The organism is Azotobacter beijerinckii (genome assembly GCF_900110885.1).
GTDB classification, from domain to species: domain Bacteria; phylum Pseudomonadota; class Gammaproteobacteria; order Pseudomonadales; family Pseudomonadaceae; genus Azotobacter; species Azotobacter beijerinckii.
In genome coordinates, this window is the sequence record NZ_FOFJ01000010.1 from 73227 (window position 1) to 90068 (window position 16842).

13 protein-coding genes and 1 pseudogene are annotated in these 16842 nt (G+C 67.3%); 10 read left to right on the plus strand and 4 right to left on the minus strand.

Annotated features, from left to right (window positions below; all coding sequences use genetic code 11):
- Positions 1-54: 54 nt before the first annotated feature.
- From badI to BMY22_RS07510, 3 genes are read right to left on the minus strand one after another with little or no spacing between them, the layout of a single operon-like run.
- Positions 55-837 carry a 2-ketocyclohexanecarboxyl-CoA hydrolase gene (gene badI, locus BMY22_RS07500; protein WP_090620845.1) on the minus strand — a complete coding sequence of 261 codons (783 nt, stop codon included), beginning with the start codon at positions 835-837 and terminating at the stop codon, positions 55-57.
- 23 nt (positions 838-860) lie between these two features.
- Positions 861-1628: an SDR family NAD(P)-dependent oxidoreductase gene (locus tag BMY22_RS07505; RefSeq protein WP_090620846.1), complete on the minus strand. Its 768-nt coding sequence runs from the start codon at positions 1626-1628 to the stop codon at positions 861-863.
- 56 nt (positions 1629-1684) lie between these two features.
- Positions 1685-3283 (minus strand): AMP-binding protein, encoded by a 1599-nt coding sequence (locus BMY22_RS07510; RefSeq protein ID WP_208599244.1) that lies wholly within the window; start codon positions 3281-3283, stop codon positions 1685-1687.
- A 258-nt stretch (positions 3284-3541) separates the two neighbouring features.
- On the opposite strand from BMY22_RS07510, the gene BMY22_RS07515 reads away from it, so the two are divergent.
- The 10 genes and pseudogenes from BMY22_RS07515 to BMY22_RS07560 all read left to right on the plus strand — a co-directional run bounded on the left by BMY22_RS07515 (position 3542) and on the right by BMY22_RS07560 (position 14762).
- Positions 3542-4318, plus strand: coding sequence for an enoyl-CoA hydratase (locus BMY22_RS07515; RefSeq protein WP_090620849.1), 777 nt, complete (start codon positions 3542-3544; stop codon positions 4316-4318).
- 59 nt (positions 4319-4377) lie between these two features.
- Positions 4378-5217: pseudogene (locus BMY22_RS07520) on the plus strand (enoyl-CoA hydratase/isomerase family protein); the annotation flags it as partial.
- A gap of 63 nt (positions 5218-5280) precedes the next feature.
- Positions 5281-6462 carry an acyl-CoA dehydrogenase family protein gene (locus tag BMY22_RS07525; RefSeq protein ID WP_090620853.1) on the plus strand — a complete coding sequence of 394 codons (1182 nt, stop codon included), beginning with the start codon at positions 5281-5283 and terminating at the stop codon, positions 6460-6462.
- An 11-nt stretch (positions 6463-6473) separates the two neighbouring features.
- Positions 6474-7616: an acyl-CoA dehydrogenase family protein gene (locus BMY22_RS07530; protein WP_090620855.1), complete on the plus strand. Its 1143-nt coding sequence runs from the start codon at positions 6474-6476 to the stop codon at positions 7614-7616.
- A 30-nt stretch (positions 7617-7646) separates the two neighbouring features.
- Entirely contained in the window at positions 7647-8396 is a 750-nt protein-coding gene (locus tag BMY22_RS07535; protein WP_090620856.1) for an electron transfer flavoprotein subunit beta/FixA family protein, read from the plus strand.
- Positions 8396-9325, plus strand: a complete 930-nt coding sequence (locus BMY22_RS07540) for an electron transfer flavoprotein subunit alpha/FixB family protein (RefSeq protein ID WP_090620858.1) — start codon at positions 8396-8398, stop codon at positions 9323-9325. The genes BMY22_RS07535 and BMY22_RS07540 overlap by 1 nt, the downstream gene beginning before the upstream one ends.
- Positions 9326-9388: 63 nt before the next feature.
- On the plus strand, positions 9389-10912 hold the full coding sequence (locus BMY22_RS07545) for a 3-hydroxyacyl-CoA dehydrogenase (protein WP_090620860.1): 1524 nt from the start codon (positions 9389-9391) through the stop codon (positions 10910-10912).
- The gene (locus tag BMY22_RS07550) at positions 10909-12111 is read left to right on the plus strand and encodes a 3-oxoadipyl-CoA thiolase (protein ID WP_090620862.1); all 1203 of its coding nucleotides are present in this window, start codon (positions 10909-10911) and stop codon (positions 12109-12111) included. Before BMY22_RS07545 ends, BMY22_RS07550 begins: the two co-directional genes overlap by 4 nt.
- Before the next feature lie 40 nt (positions 12112-12151).
- Positions 12152-13333, plus strand: a complete 1182-nt coding sequence (locus tag BMY22_RS07555; RefSeq protein WP_090620864.1) for an acyl-CoA dehydrogenase — start codon at positions 12152-12154, stop codon at positions 13331-13333.
- Positions 13334-13475: 142 nt separating this feature from the next.
- Complete coding sequence (locus BMY22_RS07560; RefSeq protein WP_090620866.1) at positions 13476-14762, plus strand: tyrosine-type recombinase/integrase; 1287 nt, start codon at positions 13476-13478, stop codon at positions 14760-14762.
- Between the two features lie 132 nt (positions 14763-14894).
- Here the strand turns inward: BMY22_RS07560 and BMY22_RS07565 are convergent, their stop codons facing one another.
- Positions 14895-16706 (minus strand): monovalent cation:proton antiporter-2 (CPA2) family protein, encoded by a 1812-nt coding sequence (locus BMY22_RS07565; RefSeq protein WP_090620867.1) that lies wholly within the window; start codon positions 16704-16706, stop codon positions 14895-14897.
- Between the last annotated feature and the right edge of the window lie 136 nt (positions 16707-16842).

The window sequence follows — 16842 nt, forward strand, 5'->3', positions numbered from 1 at the left end:
CGAGCCTGGTCTGGGGCCTGAGCCGGCAGCGCGAGGGCTGCCGGCGCCAGGGAATTACTTGTAGAACTTGCGAAAGTCCGGCTTGCGCTTTTCCTTGAACGCGGCAGTGCCTTCCTTGGCTTCCTCGGTGTCGTAGTACAGGCTCAGGGCCTGCATGCCGAGGCCGCCGATGCCGGCGATGTTTTCGCTGTCGGCGTTGAACGAGCGCTTGGCGATCGACAGGGCGGTCGGGCTCTTCTCGAGAATCTCGTCGCACCATTTCTGTACTTCGGCATCCAGCTCGTCGTGCGGCACCACGGCGTTGACCAGCCCCCAGTCCAGCGCCTGCTGGGCGCTGTACTTGCGGCACAGGTACCAGATCTCGCGGGCGCGTTTCTCGCCGACGACGCGGGCCAGGTAGGCGGTACCGAAGCCCGGGTCGACCGAGCCGACTTTCGGGCCGACCTGGCCGAAGATAGCCTTGTCGGAGGCGATGCTCAGGTCGCAGACCACGTGCAGCACGTGGCCGCCGCCGATGGCGAAACCGTTGACTCTGGCGATCACCGGCTTGGGCACTTCGCGGATCAGGCCCTGCAGTTCCTCCACCGGCAGGCCGATCAGGCCGCGGCCGTCGTACTGGCCGGCGTGGGCGCCCTGGTCACCACCGGTGCAGAACGCCTTGTCGCCGGCGCCGGTGAGGACGATGACGCCGATGGCTTTGTTCCAACCGGCGCGGTTGAAGGCGTCGATCAGTTCCATGCAGGTCTGGCCGCGGAAGGCGTTGTAGCGGTCCGGACGGTTGATGGTGATGGTGGCTACGCCATCGACTTCGGTGTACAGAATGTCTTCGTAATTCATGGATGGTTCCTCCTTATTCCTTATCAACCGGCCATGGTCAGGCCACCGGACACGCTGATGACCTGACCGGTAATGAAATTGGCATCGTCGCTGGCGAGCAGGGCGATGATCCCCGGATAGTCTTCCGGTTGGCCGATGCGGCGCATCGGCACGGCGTTCCTGAAGGCTTCCAGGAGTTTTTCCGGGTTGTTGGAGGTGTCGGCCACGCTTTTGAGCAGGGCGGTGTTGGTCGGGCCGGGGCAGACCACATTGAAGTTGATGTTCTTGGTCGCCAGCTCGCGCGCCAGGGTCTTGGAGAGGCCGACCAGGCCGGCCTTGCAGGCGGCGTACACCGCTTCGCCCGAGGAGCCGACGCGGGCTGCATCGGAGGCGACGTTGATGACCTTGCCGCCGCCGGCTTCGAGCATCTTCGGCAGGACGACGTGATGCATGTTCAGCGCGCCGGTCAGGTTGACGGCGATCAACTGCTCCCACATCGCCGGCTCGGTCTTGAGGAAGGGCATGAAGCGGTCGTAGCCGGCGTTGTTGACCAGCACGGTGGGCACGCCCAGATCCTTCTCGATGGCCGCAACGGTGTTGACGATGGCTTCGTAGTCGGTGATGTCGGCTGCATAGGCCCTGGCCTTGCCGCCGGCTTCGACGATCAGGTCGACGGTGGTTTGGGCGGCGCTGGCGTCGCGATCCAGTACCGCCACTTGGCTGCCTTCCTCGGCGAAGCGCAGACAGACCGCGCGGCCGATACCGCCGCCGCCACCGGTAACAATTACGGTTTTTCCAGTCAGACCTTTCATACTTGGTGCTCTCTTTTTATTGATAGGGCTTGGTATCGATGGGGAATCGCCTGACTTCAGGCGTGAATCTTCCGGTCGAGGAATAGCTCCTTGGCCATTTCCCGCAGTTTGAATTTCTGGATCTTGCCGGAGGGGGTACGGGGCAACTCGTCCATGACCTCGAGGTATTCCGGCAGGTACTGGCGCGTGAGTTGCTGCTCCAGCAGATAGTCGGTCAGATCCTTGAGGGTCAGCGGCTGGGCTGTGCCATCGTGCAGCGTGATGTAGGCGCACAGGCGCTCGCCGAGGCGCGGATCGGGTGCCCCCACGAGGGCGACGCTCTTGATCGCAGGGTGCTTGTAGAGCATGTTCTCGACATCGACGACCGGGATGTTTTCGCCGCCGCGGATGACGATGTCCTTGCTGCGCCCGGTGATGCGGATGTAGCCGTCCGCGCTCATGCGGGCGATGTCGCCGGTCGGGAACCAGCCCTCCGCATCCACGTTGTACAGCTCCGGCTGGTTGAGGTAGCCGACGAACTGGCTGGAGCCGCGTACCAGCAGATCGCCTTCCTGGTTGGCCGGCAGCTCCTGTCCCTCTTCGCCGACCACCTTGACCTCCATGTAAGGAAGGGCCAGGCCATCGCTGATAACGGCCATGTGCATGGGATCTTCCGGGCGCGTGGTGGTGACCGCGCCGTTTTCGGTCATCCCCCAGGCCGAGACGATGCGCGTGTCGAGCAGGCTGGCGGCCTTTTCCACCAGCGCGCCGGGGATCGGCGCGCCGGCCGAGATGAAGGTCTTCAGCGAGGACAGTTGCTGGTGATGCTCGGTCGCGACCTCCACCAGGTCGGCGAGGAAGGGCGTCGAGCCCAGGGTCAGCCCGGGACGCTCTTCGGCAATGATCTGCACCGCGAACAAGGGATTCCAGACGTCCTGCAGGATGACGCTGGCCCCTAGGTAGACCGGTGTCATCAGCCCGTAGAGAAAACCGAGCTGATGTGCCAGGGGCGAGGGCATCAGGATGCCATCGCCTTCACTCAGGCCATGCCGTTCGCAGAACGGGCGGATATGGCTGAGCAGCGTATTGCAGGTATGCATGACCCCCTTGGGCTTGCCGGTGGTGCCCGAGGTGTAGATCACCTGGACCACGTCGTCGGGGGAGGGGCGGCGCTCGGCGAACAGCCGTCCAGTGTCGCATTCGTCTTCCCAGGCGCGCTCCAGCAGTACCCGTTCGAACGACTGCTCGCCGTCGCCCTCGACGACCAGCACATGGGCCAGATTCGGCAGATCGCCGCGCAGCCCCTGGATCATCTGCCGATGGTCGAAGTGGCGGAAGCTCTGTGGAATGACCAACACCCGGCTGCGGGCATGCGCCAGCATGAAGCGCAGCTCGTGCTCGCGAAAAATCGGCATCAGCGGGTTGATCACCGCGCCGATGCGCACGCAGGCCAGGAACAGGGCGTTCATCTGCCACCAGTTGGGCAACTGGCAGGACACCACGTCGCCCGGCCCGACCCCCAGCGCGGCCAGCCCGGCAGCCATCCGGGTGACACGCCGGTTCAACTCTCCATACGTCAGGACCGTGCGGTCGCCGGCCTGGACCCGGTAGCCCACCAACGCCGTCCTGCCTGGCGCGGATGCCACCACCTTGTCCAGGTAGTCTGTAATGATCATGTCATTCCAGGCACCGCATGCATACATCTCCGCACGCCGTCTCTCGTGCATGTTTGTCGCTACTTTCATGCCTTCCTCCCTCTACGGGTTTTATTGTTCTGTCGGGCACTGCATTGACTTCCCTGATGGGAACCGAAGATAGGAGCTGAAGAAATTTATGTCAACATATTGTCTTTTATTTTCGGGCAACCTAAGCTCGGTTCCAAGACGGCAAGCGCGCCCCGCTCCGGGGCCTGCCCAAGCAAGGAGGAGGGAGTCATGGAGTTCGAGAACATCCGCGTGGAGGTACAGGGCGCGGTCGGGCTGATCCGCCTGAACCGCCCGCAGGTACACAACGCCCTGAACGGCGCCCTGATGGAAGAGCTTGGCGCGGCGCTGCGCCGCTTCGAGCGCGACGAGGCGATCCGGGCGACGGTCATCACCGGCAACGACAAGGCCTTCGCCGCCGGTGCCGACATCGCCGAGCTGCAGGCCAAAACCTTTTCCGACGTCTACCTGGAGGACTTCGTGACCGCCAGCTGGGAGGAGGTGACCCGCTGCCGCAAGCCGGTGATCGCCGCGGTCGCCGGGCTGGCGCTGGGCGGTGGCTGCGAGCTGGCGATGATGTGCGACTTCATCGTCGCCGCCGACAACGCCCGCTTCGGCCAGCCGGAGGTCAGGGTCGGCACGCTGCCGGGTGCCGGCGGCACCCAGCGGCTGACCCGCGCCATCGGCAAGGCCAAGGCCATGGATATGTGCCTGACCGGGCGCAGCCTGGATGCCGAGGAGGCCCTGCGCTACGGGCTGGTCAGCCGGGTGGTGCCGCTCGAACGCCTGCTCGACGAGGCGCTGACTGCCGCGGCGCAGATCGCCGGCCATTCTGCGATGGCGGTGCGCCTCAACAAGGAAGCGGTCAACCGCGCCCACGAAACCACCTTGGCCGAGGGCGTGCGCTTCGAGCGCCGACTGCTGCATGCCAGCTTCGCCACCGAGGACCGCCGGGAGGGCATGCAGGCGTTCGTGGAGAAACGCCCGCCACAGTGGACCCACCGCTGACCCGAACCCGCTTCGACAAGAACAACAAAGCAGGCGACGACGCCTGCAGGAGCCGCTCCATGTCATCCCCCGTGCACCTCGCCCGGCAGGGCGCCATCGCCCTGATCACGGTCGACCATCCCCCCGTCAACGCCCTCGGCCAGGCCGTCCGCGCCGGCCTGCTGGACGCCTTCCGCCACGCCGAGGCCGACCCCGAGGTCCGGGCCGTGGTCCTGGCCTGCAGCGGCCGGACCTTTATCGCCGGCGCCGACATCAAGGAGTTCGGCCTGCCGCCCCGGGCGCCGCGCCTGCCGGAGCTGGTCGAGGCGATCGAGTCCGGCAGCAAGCCCAGCGTCGCGGCCCTCCACGGCTCGGCCCTGGGCGGCGGCCTGGAGGTCGCCATGGCCTGCCATTACCGCATCGCCCGCTGCGATGCCGCGCTCGGCCTGCCGGAGGTCAGGCTCGGCCTGCTGCCCGGCGCCGGCGGCACCCAGCGTCTGCCTCGTCTGGTCGGTGTGGCCCGGGCGCTGCGCATGATCCTGAGCGGCACGCCGATCGCCGCCGCCGAAGCCGAGGCCTGCGGGCTGGTCGACGAACTGTTCGAAGGCGAGCCACAGGCCGCCGGACTGGCCTTCGCCGAACGCCTGCTGGCCGACCGCTGCGGCCCGCGGCGCACCGGCGAGCGCAACGGAAAGCTGCTGGCGGGCGACTGCGCCGCGCTGTTCGCCGCCAGGCGCCGCGAGGTGGAAGAGACCCAGCCCGGGCTGTTCTCGCCGCCGCGCGCCATCGCCGCCATCGAGGCGGCGACCCTGCTGCCGCTGGCCGAAGGCCTGCGGCGCGAGCGCGTGCTGTTCGAGGAATGCCTGCGCTCGCCGCAGCGCGAGGCGCTGGTGGCGGCCTTCTTCGCCGAACGCCAGGCGCGCCGCCAGCAGGCCGCCGGCTGAATAGCGCGCCATCTCCCACCGATCACCCGAGGAATCCGCATGGACATCAACTACACCGCCGAGGAGTTCGCCTTCCGCGACCAGGTGCGCGCCTTCCTGAGCGCCGAGCTGCCGGCCGACATCGCCGAGCGCGTGCGCCTCGGCAAGCACCTGGGCAAGGAGGATCACCTGCGCTGGCAACGCCTCCTCAACGCCCGCGGCTGGTATGCCGCCAACTGGCCGGTGGAGTTCGGCGGTACCGGCTGGAGCGTGGTGCAGAAGCACATCTTCGAGGAGGAGTGCGCCGCCTTCGGCGCGCCCAGGCTGATCTCCTTCGGCGTCAACATGGTCGCCCCGGTGATCATCAAGTTCGGCACCCCGGAGCAGAAGGCCCGTTACCTGCCGCGCATCCTCGACGGCCGCGACTGGTGGTGCCAGGGCTATTCCGAGCCGGGCGCCGGCTCCGACCTGGCCTCGCTGAAGACCCGCGCGGTGCGCGACGGCGATCACTACGTGGTCAGCGGCCAGAAGACCTGGACCACCCTCGGCCAGCACGCCAACAGGATCTTCTGCCTGGTGCGCACCGACCCGGCAGCCCAGCCGCAGCGCGGCATCTCCTTCCTGCTGATCGACATGAGCACGCCGGGCATCGGCGTGCGACCGATCATCACCCTCGACGGCGAGCACGAGGTCAACGAGGTGTTCTTCGACAACGTGCGGGTGCCGGTGGCCAACCGGGTCGGCGAGGAAAACCAGGGCTGGACCTGCGCCAAGTACCTGCTGACCCACGAGCGCACCGGCCAGGCCGGCATCGGCCCGTCCAAGGCCGCGCTGGCCCATCTCAAGCAGGTCGCCGCCCGCGAAGGCCGACTCGACGACCCGCTGCTGCGCGCGCAGATCGCCGAAGTGGAAATGCAGCTGATGGCCATCGAGGTCAGCACCCTGCGCATCCTCGCCGCCGCCCAGGCCGGCGGCGTGCCCGGCGCGGAAAGCTCGATCCTCAAGATCAAGGGCTCGGAGATCCGCCAGGCGATCAGCCATCTGCTGCGCAAGGTCGTCGGCCCCTACGCGCTGCCGTTCCTCGAGGAGGAGCTGAGCCCGGCCTTCGCCGGCGCGCCGCTGCATGCCGACTACAGCGCCGGCCCGGCCAGCCAGTACTTCAACCTGCGCAAGCTGTCGATCTACGGCGGCTCCAATGAAATCCAGAAGAACATCGTCTCGAAGATGATCCTGGATCTGTAGGAGAACACCTCATGGATTTCCAATTGACCGAAGAGCAGCAGATGCTGCAGGACACCGTCGCCCGCCTGGTGCGCGACAGCTACGGCTTCGAACAGCGCGAGCAGTTCTACCGCAGCGAGGCGGGGTTCAGCCGCGCGTTCTGGCAGCAGCTGGGCGAGCTGGGCCTCACCGGCGTGCCCTTCGCCGAAGCCCACGGAGGGTTCGGTGGCAGCGGCGTGGACAGCCTGCTGATCATGACCGAACTGGGCCGTGGCCTGTGCCTGGAGCCCTACCTGCAATCGCAGATCCACGCCGGCGGCCTGCTCCAGCAACTGGGCGGCGCCGAGCAGCGCAAACGCCTGCTGCCGGTGGTGATCGCCGGCGAGCTGCAACTGGCGGTCGCCCTCGAGGAGCCGCAGAGCCATTACCACCTGCACCATGTGCAGACCCGCGCCGTGCGGGTCGAGGGCGGCTGGGAGCTCTGCGGACGCAAGGCGGTGGTGATCGGCGGACACAGCGCCGGACTGCTGCTGGTTTCCGCGCGCACCCACGGCGAAGCGCGCGACGAGCAGGGAATTTCCCTGTTCCTGGTCGATGCCCGCGCCAGCGGCCTGAGCCGCCGGGTCTACCCGACCATCGACGGGCCGAAGGCCTGCGAGCTGTACCTCGACCGGGTGCTGGTCGGCGACGGCGATCTGCTCGGCGAGCCGGGACAAGCCTTGCCGGCGCTGCGCTACCAGCAGGGCCGGGCCATCGCCGCCCAGTGCGCCGAGGCCATCGGCAGCATGGAAGAGGCCTGCCGACTGACCCTCGACTACCTGAAGACGCGCCAGCAGTTCGGTACGCCGATCGGCAAGTTCCAGGCGCTGCAGCATCGCATGGTCGACATGCGCACCGAACTCGAACTGGCCACCCCCATGGCCATTCTCGCCGCCTGCGTGGCGGATGAGGCCGACAGCGAGGAGCGCAGTCGCCGCCTGGCCGCCGCCAAATTCATCATCGTCCATGCCGGGCGCTTCATCGCCGAGCAGGCGATCCAGCTGCACGGCGGCATCGGCATGACCTGGGAATACAGCCTGGCCCACCACGCCAAGCGCCTGGTCATGCTCGGCCACCAGCTGGGCGATGACGACCACCACCTCGAGGCCTACGCACAACTGCTGAAAACGGCCTGAATTCCACTCCGAAGACCTGAGGACAACAAGATGAAGATACTGGTCGCGGTAAAAAGAGTCGTCGATTACAACGTCAAGGTTCGCGTCAAGGCCGATGGCTCCGGCGTCGACCTCGCCAACGTCAAGATGGCCATGAACCCCTTCTGCGAGATCGCCGTGGAAGAGGCGGTGCGCCTGAAGGAGAAGGGCATCGCCAGCGAGATCGTGGCGGTTTCGGTCGGTCCCGCCGCCGCCCAGGAACAGCTGCGCACCGCCCTGGCCCTCGGCGCCGACCGTGCGATCCTGATCGAGAGCGACGAGGAACTCGGTTCCCTGGCGGTGGCCAAGCTGCTCAAGGCGGTGGTCGACAAGGAGCAGTCGCAACTGGTGATCCTCGGCAAGCAGGCCATCGACAGCGACAACAACCAGACCGGGCAGATGCTCGGCGCACTGACCGGCTACGCCCAGGGCACCTTCGCCTCCAAGGTCGAGATCGCCGGCGACCAGATCAACGTGACTCGCGAGATCGACGGCGGCCTGCAGACCGTGGCCCTGAAGCTGCCGGCCATCGTCACCACCGACCTGCGCCTCAACGAGCCGCGCTATGCCTCCCTGCCGAACATCATGAAGGCCAAGAAGAAGCCGCTGGAGACCCTGACCCCGGATGCCCTCGGCGTTTCCACCGCCTCGACGGTGAAGACCCTCAAGGTCGAAGCGCCCGCCACGCGCAGCGCCGGAATCATCGTCAAGTCCGTGGCCGAACTGGTCGAGAAACTGAAGAACGAAGCGAAGGTGATCTGATGGCTACTCTCGTCATTGCCGAACACAACAATGCCGCCCTCGGCGCCGCGACCTTCAACACCGTGGCGGCTGCCCAGGCCATCGGCGGCGATATCCATCTGCTGGTCGCCGGCAGCAACTGCGCCGCCGTGGCCGAAGCCACCGCCAGGGTCGCCGGCGTGAGCAAGGTGCTGGTCGCCGACCAAGCCGCCTACGCCCACCAACTGCCGGAAAACCTTGCGCCGCTGGTGGCCGCGCTCGGGCGCGACTACAGCCACCTGCTGGCCGCCGCCACCACCAACGGCAAGGACCTCCTGCCGCGTGTCGCCGCGCTCTTGGATGTCGAGCAGATCTCCGAGATCGTCAAAGTCCTCGCACCCGACACCTTCCAGCGGCCGATCTATGCCGGCAATGCCCTTGCCACCGTACAGTCCTCGGCGGCCATCAAGGTGATCACCGTGCGCGGCACCGGCTTCGATGCCGTGGCGGGCGAGGGCGGCAGCGCTTCCATCGAGGCGGTGAAGGGCGGCAGCGATGCCGGCCTCTCGCGCTTCGTCGGCGAGGAAATCGCCAGGTCCGAACGCCCCGAACTGACCGGCGCGAAGATCGTCGTCTCCGGCGGGCGCGGCATGCAGAGCGGCGACAACTTCCAGCTGCTCTACCGGGTCGCCGACAAGCTCGGCGCGGCGGTGGGCGCCTCGCGTGCCGCGGTGGATGCCGGCTTCGTGCCCAACGACATGCAGGTCGGCCAGACCGGCAAGATCGTCGCGCCGCAGCTGTACATCGCCGTCGGCATCTCCGGGGCGATCCAGCACCTGGCGGGGATGAAGGACTCGAAGGTGATCGTGGCGATCAACAAGGACGAGGAGGCGCCGATCTTCCAGGTGGCCGACTACGGCCTGGTGGGCGATCTGTTCGAAATCGTGCCGGAACTCGAGCGGCAGCTCTGAATGGGGCGCTTCCCGGCCGCCCTGCGGGGCGGTGGTCATCAGGCACAGGCGAAAGGAGGCAGGATGTTCAAACGAATAGGGGTGATCGGCAGCGGCGCGATGGGGCGCGGCATCGCCCAGCTGTTCGCCACGGCCGGCGTGGAGGTGCTGCTGCACGACAGCCGGAGTGAGGCCATCGACCAAGCGCTGGCCTACAGCCGCGAGACGCTCGAGCGGGCGGCCGCCAAGGGGCGGCTGAGCCGGACGGAACTCGACGCGAGCCTGGCGCGCCTGCAGCCGGCCGCGAGCCTCACGGCGCTGGCCGACTGCGACCTGCTGATCGAGGCCATCGTCGAGGATCTCGAGGCCAAGCAGGCGCTGTTCCGCGAGCTGGAGGCGCTGGTCGCCGCCGACGCGGTGCTGGCGACCAACACCTCGTCGCTGTCGGTGACCCGGATCGCCAGCGCCTGCCGGCATCCCGAGCGGGTCGCCGGTTTTCATTTCTTCAACCCGGTGCCCTTGATGAAGATCGTCGAGGTGATCCGCGGCGAGCGCACCGATCCGCAGGTGATCGAGCGCCTGGCGGCGCTGGCCGAGCGGGCCGGGCATTTCCCGGCGCGCACCCCGGACAGCCCCGGCTTTCTGGTCAACCACGCCGGCCGTGCCTATGGCACCGAGGCGCTGCGGATTCTGGCCGAAGGCGTGGCCACACCGGCGCAGATCGACCGCATCCTGCGCGACAGCCTGGGCTTTCGCATGGGGCCGTTCGAGCTGATCGATCTGATCGGACTGGACGTGACCCAGGCGGTGATGGACTCGGTGTACCAGCAGTTCTACCAGGACCCGCGCTACACCCCGTCCTGGCTGGTCGCGCCGCGGCTGGCCGGCGGCCTGCTCGGGCGCAAGAGCGGGGAGGGTTTCTATCGCTATGTCGATGGCCAGGCTCGGCTCGATGCCGAGCCGGCACCCGCGCCGGTGGCCATTGAGCGGCCATTCTGGCTGGACAGCCGCGACGCCGCGGTGCGCCGCCAGGTGGCGGCGGTGCTGCACGTCGCCGGCGCCGAGCTGGAGGAGGGCGACCAGCCCTCGGCGCAGGCCATCTGCCTGGTGACGCCGCTGGGCGAGGATGCCAGCAGCCGGATCGCCCGCCAAGGCTTGCCGGTGGCGCGCAGCCTGGCCATGGAAACCCTGGCCGGCTTCGACCGGCGCCGCGTGCTGATGCGCCAGCCGGGGCTGGATGCCGGGGTGCTGGCCCAGGCCCGCCAGGCGCTGGGCGCCGACGGCGTGCCGGTGGAGGTAATCGACGACTCGCCGGGCTTCGTCGCCCAGCGCGTGCTGGCCTGCATCGTCAACCTCGGCTGCGAGATCGCCCAGCGGCGCATCGCCAGCCCGGCGGTGCTCGACCGCGCCGTGCAGCTGGCCCTGGGCTACCCACATGGTCCGCTGGGCTTCGGCGAACGCTTCGGCGCAGCGCGGATCGCGCAGATCCTCCATGAACTGCACGAGCAGTATCAGGAGCCGCGCTACCGGATCAGCCCCTGGCTGCGCCGGCGCGTGCAGCTCGGCCTGCCGCTCGACACCCCGGAAGATCAGGAGCAATCGGCATGACTGCCTATATCTACGACGGCCTGCGCTCGCCCTTCGGCCGCTACGCCGGCGCCCTCGCTTCGGTGCGCCCGGACGACCTGCTGGCCAGCGTGGTGCGCGCGCTGGTGGCGCGCAACCCGTTTCCCGGCGAGGCCTACGAGGACATCGTCGCCGGCTGCACCAACCAGGCCGGCGAGGACGCGCGCAACCTGGCGCGGCATGTGGGCCTGCTGGCCGGGCTGCCGCTGTCGGTCGGCGGAGTGACCGTCAACCGTCTGTGCGGCTCGGGGCTGGCGGCGGTGCTGGATGCCGCCCGTGCGGTGCAGGCCGGGGAGGGCGAGCTGTTCGTCGCCGGCGGCGCGGAAAGCATGAGCCGTGCGCCCTTCGTGCTGGCCAAGAGCGAAAGCCCCTATGCCCGCGAGTTCCGCGCCTTCGACAGCACCATCGGTGCACGCTTTCCCAATCCGAAGGTGGAAGCCGAGTTCGGCGCCGACTCGATGCCGGAAACCGCCGACAACGTGGCCAATGCGCTGGAGATCGGTCGCGAGCCCGCCGACCGCTATGCCGCCCGCAGCCAGCAGTTGTATGCCGCAGCTGCCGAAGCCGGTTTCTATACGGACGAGATCCTGCCCATCGAGGTGGTGCAAGGCCGCAGGCAGCCGCCGAAAATCGTGGCAAGCGACGAGCATCCGCGTCCGGAGAGCACCTTCGAGGCGCTGTCGCGGCTGCAGCCGCTGTTTGCCGGGGGTGTGGTCACCGCCGGCAACGCCTCCGGGGTGAACGACGGTGCGGCGGCGCTGTTGATCGGCTCGCAGGCGGTTGGAGAGCGCTACGGGCGCAAGCCGCGGGCGCGCATTCTCGCCGGTGCGGTCGCCGGGGTGGAACCGCGGCTGATGGGCCTCGGCCCGGTGCCGGCGATTTGCAAGGTATTGCAGCGCAGTGGGCGGACGCTCGCCGACATGGACGTGATCGAGATCAACGAGGCCTTCGCCGCCCAAGTGCTGGGCTGTACCCACGAACTGGGACTGGCCTGGGACGATCCGCGCCTCAACCCCAACGGCGGCGCGATCGCCCTCGGCCACCCGCTGGGCGCCTCCGGTGCGCGCCTGGCACTGACCGCATTGCGCCAGCTGGAGCGCAGCGGCGGGCGCCATGCGCTGGTCAGCCTGTGCATCGGCCTGGGGCAGGGGATCGCCTGCGTCATCGAGCGGCTCGACTGAATCCATACTCACAACAAGACCGATACCGAGGAATACCGACATGGCCAACAAAGCCAGCTTCAACTGGGAAGATCCGCTGCTGCTCGACCAGCAACTGACCGACGAAGAGCGCATGGTGCGCGACAGTGCGCAGAGGTTCTCCGCCGACCGCCTGGCGCCGCGGGTGCTGGAAGCCTTCCGCCACGAGCACACCGATCCGGCGATCTTCCGCGAGATGGGCGAAACCGGCCTGCTCGGCGCGACCATTCCGGTCGAGTACGGCGGCAGCGGCCTGAACTACGTGTGCTACGGGCTGATCGCCCGCGAGGTCGAGCGCATCGACTCCGGCTACCGCTCGATGCTGAGCGTACAGTCGTCGCTGGTGATGGTGCCGATCAACGAGTTCGGCAACGAAGCCACCAAGCAGAAATACCTACCGAAGCTGGCCAGCGGCGAGTTGATCGGCTGCTTCGGCCTGACCGAGCCGAACCACGGCTCCGACCCGGGCTCGATGATCACCCGGGCGAAGAAAGTCGAGGGCGGCTACCGCCTGACCGGCAGCAAGATGTGGATCACCAACTCGCCCATCGCCGATGTGTTCGTGGTCTGGGCCAAGGACGACGCCGGCGAGATCCGCGGCTTCGTGCTGGAGAAGGGCTGGCAGGGCCTGTCCGCCCCGGCGATCCACGGTAAGGTCGGCCTGCGCGCCTCGATCACCGGCGAGATCGTCATGGACGAGGTGTTCGTTCCCGAGGAGAACGCCTTCCCCGAGGTGCGCGGCCTCAGGGGCCCGTTCACCTGCCTGAACTCGGCGCGCTACGGCATCGCCTGGGGTGCGCTGGGCGCTGCCGAGGCCTGCTGGCACACCGCGCGCCAGTACGTGCTGGACCGCCAGCAGTTCGGCCGCCCACTGGCCGCCAACCAGTTGATCCAGAAGAAGCTGGCCGACATGCAGACCGAGATCACCCTGGCGCTGCAGGGCTGCCTGCGTCTGGGGCGGATGAAGGACGAGGGCACCGCGGCGGTGGAAATCACCTCGATCATGAAGCGCAACAGCTGCGGCAAGTCGCTGGAGATCGCCCGCCTGGCCCGCGACATGCTGGGCGGCAACGGCATCAGCGACGAGTTCGGCATCGCGCGGCATCTGGTCAACCTCGAGGTGGTCAATACCTACGAAGGCACCCACGACATCCATGCGCTGATCCTCGGCCGTGCGCAGACCGGGATTCAGGCGTTCTTCTGAGCTGAGCAGGCGGGGTGCGAAAGTCCGGTTGCACGCCGGGCTTTCGCACCCTGGCAGGCTTGCGTGGACAGGTGGATTCCGGTTATGCCTATAATCGGAATAAGCATCTAAGCGCCTAGCCACCCAACAAACTCCCTGCCCAATGACCGCACCCGCTCCCCAGCCGTTGTTCGACACCTATGCACGCTTCCTAGCACTGTCTCCCAGCAGCCTGGTGTTCGAGAACCGTTTCGTCGTTCGCTTCCTGAACAAGCTAGAACCGGAAATCCCGGCCAAGTCGGACTACCTGCACACCCGGGATTTCCTGCGCGACTACGCCGGCTGGGAAACCACCTACAAGGCCTACCGCATCCAGGTGGAGCGGTTGCTGTTGTGGGGCTGGCTGAAAAAGGGGAGTTCGGTGCTGAAACTGACCCGCGAGGATGCCGAGGCCTTCCTCGGCTTCTGCCGCGAGCCGGACATGGAGTGGGTCGGCCAGGCGGTACGGCGGCGCTTCATCGCCGGCGAGGAGCCGGGCGAGCTGGTACCCAATCCGCAGTGGCGACCCTACGAGAGCCTCGGCAGCAAGGCGGCGCGCAAGCTCGCCGACGAGACTGGCATGCCGCGCCAGACGCCGGAGCATTACAAGGTCACCGCGAGTTCGCTGAAGCAGGCCTTCACCATCTGCTGTTCCTTCTACGACTTCCTGGTCAGGCAGAACACGCTGCTCGACAACCCATTTCGCGCCATCGAGGAGCCGGGGCGCTTCTTCGAGAAGCGCGCGCCCTCGATCGAGGGCAAGGTGCTCAATCCGCTGCAATGGGCGTTCGTCATCGAAACCGCGGAGTGGATGGCCCACCAGGATGCGGAGCGCCACGAACGCACGCTGTTCGTGGTCGTCGTGCTGTTCTCCCTATACCTGCGCATCTCCGAGCTGGCCGGTCGTCCCGACTGGCATCCGACCATGCAGGCCTTCCAGCAGGACGAAAGTGGCGCCTGGTGGTACGTGACCGTCGGCAAGGGCGGCAAGGAGCGGCGGATCTCGGTCGGCAGCGAGCTGCTCGGCTACCTCAAGCGCTACCGCATGTCGCGCAACCTGACGCCGTTGCCGCAGCCCGGCGAGAACGTGCCGCTGTTGCTGAAGCTGGACGGCCGCGGCGGGCTGACCGACCGGCAGATCCGCAACATCGTGCAGAAGTGCTTCGACAGCGCGGTCAAGCGCATGCAGGCCGAAGGGCGCGGCGAGCGGGAAATTTCCAGCCTGCGCGCCGCCAGCACCTACTGGCTGCGCCACACCAGCGCCAGCTACGACGCGCCGCTCCGGCCGCTCAGGAGCCTGCAGGTCGACCTGGGGCACGCCAAGGCCAGCACCACCCATGACATCTATTACCACAGCGTCGAGCCGGAGCGGACGCCCACCGGACGCCCCCGGCGGCTAAAGCGCCGCTGATCAGAAGGGCACCGCCTCGAACTCGAAGCTGTCGGCGCGCGCCATCCGCCACATACGCGTAGAACTCGCTGAGGCCGGCGGCAGCGACCGTTTCGGCCAGGGCCTTGAGCGTGTTGCGGTGGACTGAGCGGATCAGGGTTCTTTCGGGGCGATGGGTTCTTCCAGGACGTCCCGGGCGAACAGTCCTTCGAGATCGTCGTAGTAGGCATGAGTGGTCCTGAGGCTGGCGGCCTCGTCGCTGGCCACCTTGTGCAGCTCGCGCAGCATCTCCTCGTCGTGGCGGCGGAAACGCTCGATCCGTGCGGCGATCTGCTGCTCGTTCAGGCCAAGCCCGAGCAGCACCTGGCGGCCCATCTCCAGGCTGGAGAAGAAGGTCTCGCGCACTGGGCCGGCATCCAGGTCGAGGAGGGTGTGCAACTGCTCCCAGTCCAGAGCGCGGGTGATCACCGTCATGTGCGGATAGCGCTGGCGGACCAGCCGGGCCGTGTCGATGTTCGCCTGCCCGTCGTCGGTGGCGATGACGAAGAACTGCGCGTGCTCGGCCTTGGCGGCATGCAGGATCTCCAGGCGCAGGGGGTTGCCGTAGTAGATCGGCAGATTGCTGATCTTGCGGTTGAACTCCACCGTCTCGACCGCCGTATCGAAGGCCACGAAGGGCACCCGCTGGGCGTGCAGGAGGCGGGCGACGACCTGGCCGACGCGGCCCATGCCCATGATGATGACGCGCGGCTCGTGTTCGATGAGCGGTTTCTCCTGCTCCGGCGCGGCGCTCTGCCGGACCGGCTTGGCGAACAGCGAGAGCAGCATGACCACCAGCGGGGTGAGTGCCATCGACAGAGTGATGGTCAAGACCAGCAGATCGTGGAGTCCGGCATCGAACAGGCCGTGGCGGCGGGCGATCGAGAAGATGACGAAGGCGAATTCACCGCCGCCGGCGAGCACCACGCCCAGGCGCAGAGCGGAGTCGGGCTGCAGTCGGCCGGGAAAGCGGCCGACGAGGGCGACCAGCGGCAGCTTGAGCAGGATCAGCAGCAGGGCCAGGCCGAGCACCGTCCAGAACGAATCGACCAGCAGGCCGAGGTTGATGTTCATGCCGACGCCGAGGAAAAACAGGCCGAGCAGCATGCCCTTGAAGGGCTCGATCTTCGCTTCCAGGGCATGGCGGTACTCGGATTCGGCCAGCAACACGCCGGCCAGGAAGGCGCCGAGGGCCATGGAGACGCCGATCAACTCCATCAGCAGGGCACTGCCCATCACCACCAGCAGCGCGGTGGCGGTGAGGATGTCCTGCAGATCGCCCTTGGCCACGATGCGAAACAGCGGACGCAGCAGGTAGCGCCCACCGACGATCAAGCCGCCCACGCAGGCGACCACCTTGAGCAGCTCGACCAGCGGATCTTCGCCGCTGTCCGGCTGGCTGACGCCACTGAGCAACGGCACCAGCGCCATCAGCGGGATGGCCGCGATGTCCTGGAACAGCAGCACCGAGAACGCTAGGCGTCCGTGGGGCATGTGCAGCTCGCGACGCTCGGCGAGCAGCTGCAGGACGAAGGCGGTGGACGACAGCGCCAGGCCGAGGCCGAGGACGAGGGCGCTGGTCCAGTGCTGCTGGAAGAACGCGATGGCCACGCCGCCGATGGCCGCGCCGCAGAGCAGCACCTGCGCCAGGCCGGCGCCGAATACCGCATGGCGCATCAGCCAGAGGCGTTTGGGCGACAACTCCAGACCGATGATGAACATCAGCATCACCACACCCAGCTCGGAAATTCTCAGGATGCTGCCGGCCTGATCGATCAGGCCAAGCACGCCGGGGCCGATCAGCACGCCGCCGATCAGATAGCCCAGCACGGCCCCCAGCTGCAAGCGTTTGGCGAGCGGCACGAGCACGACCATGGCCAGTAGGCACACCACGCTAGCCTGCAAGAGGCGCGACTCATGATCCACGATGAAATACCTCGATGAGCGGGCCTTTGGGGAAAACCGAATTGTGCCTCTGGCGTGGTGCTTTGGCAGCTGATCCCGGTCAGCAGCTTGCTGCTGGTTCGGCTTTGGCGTTCTGAACCTATACTTCGCATAATGT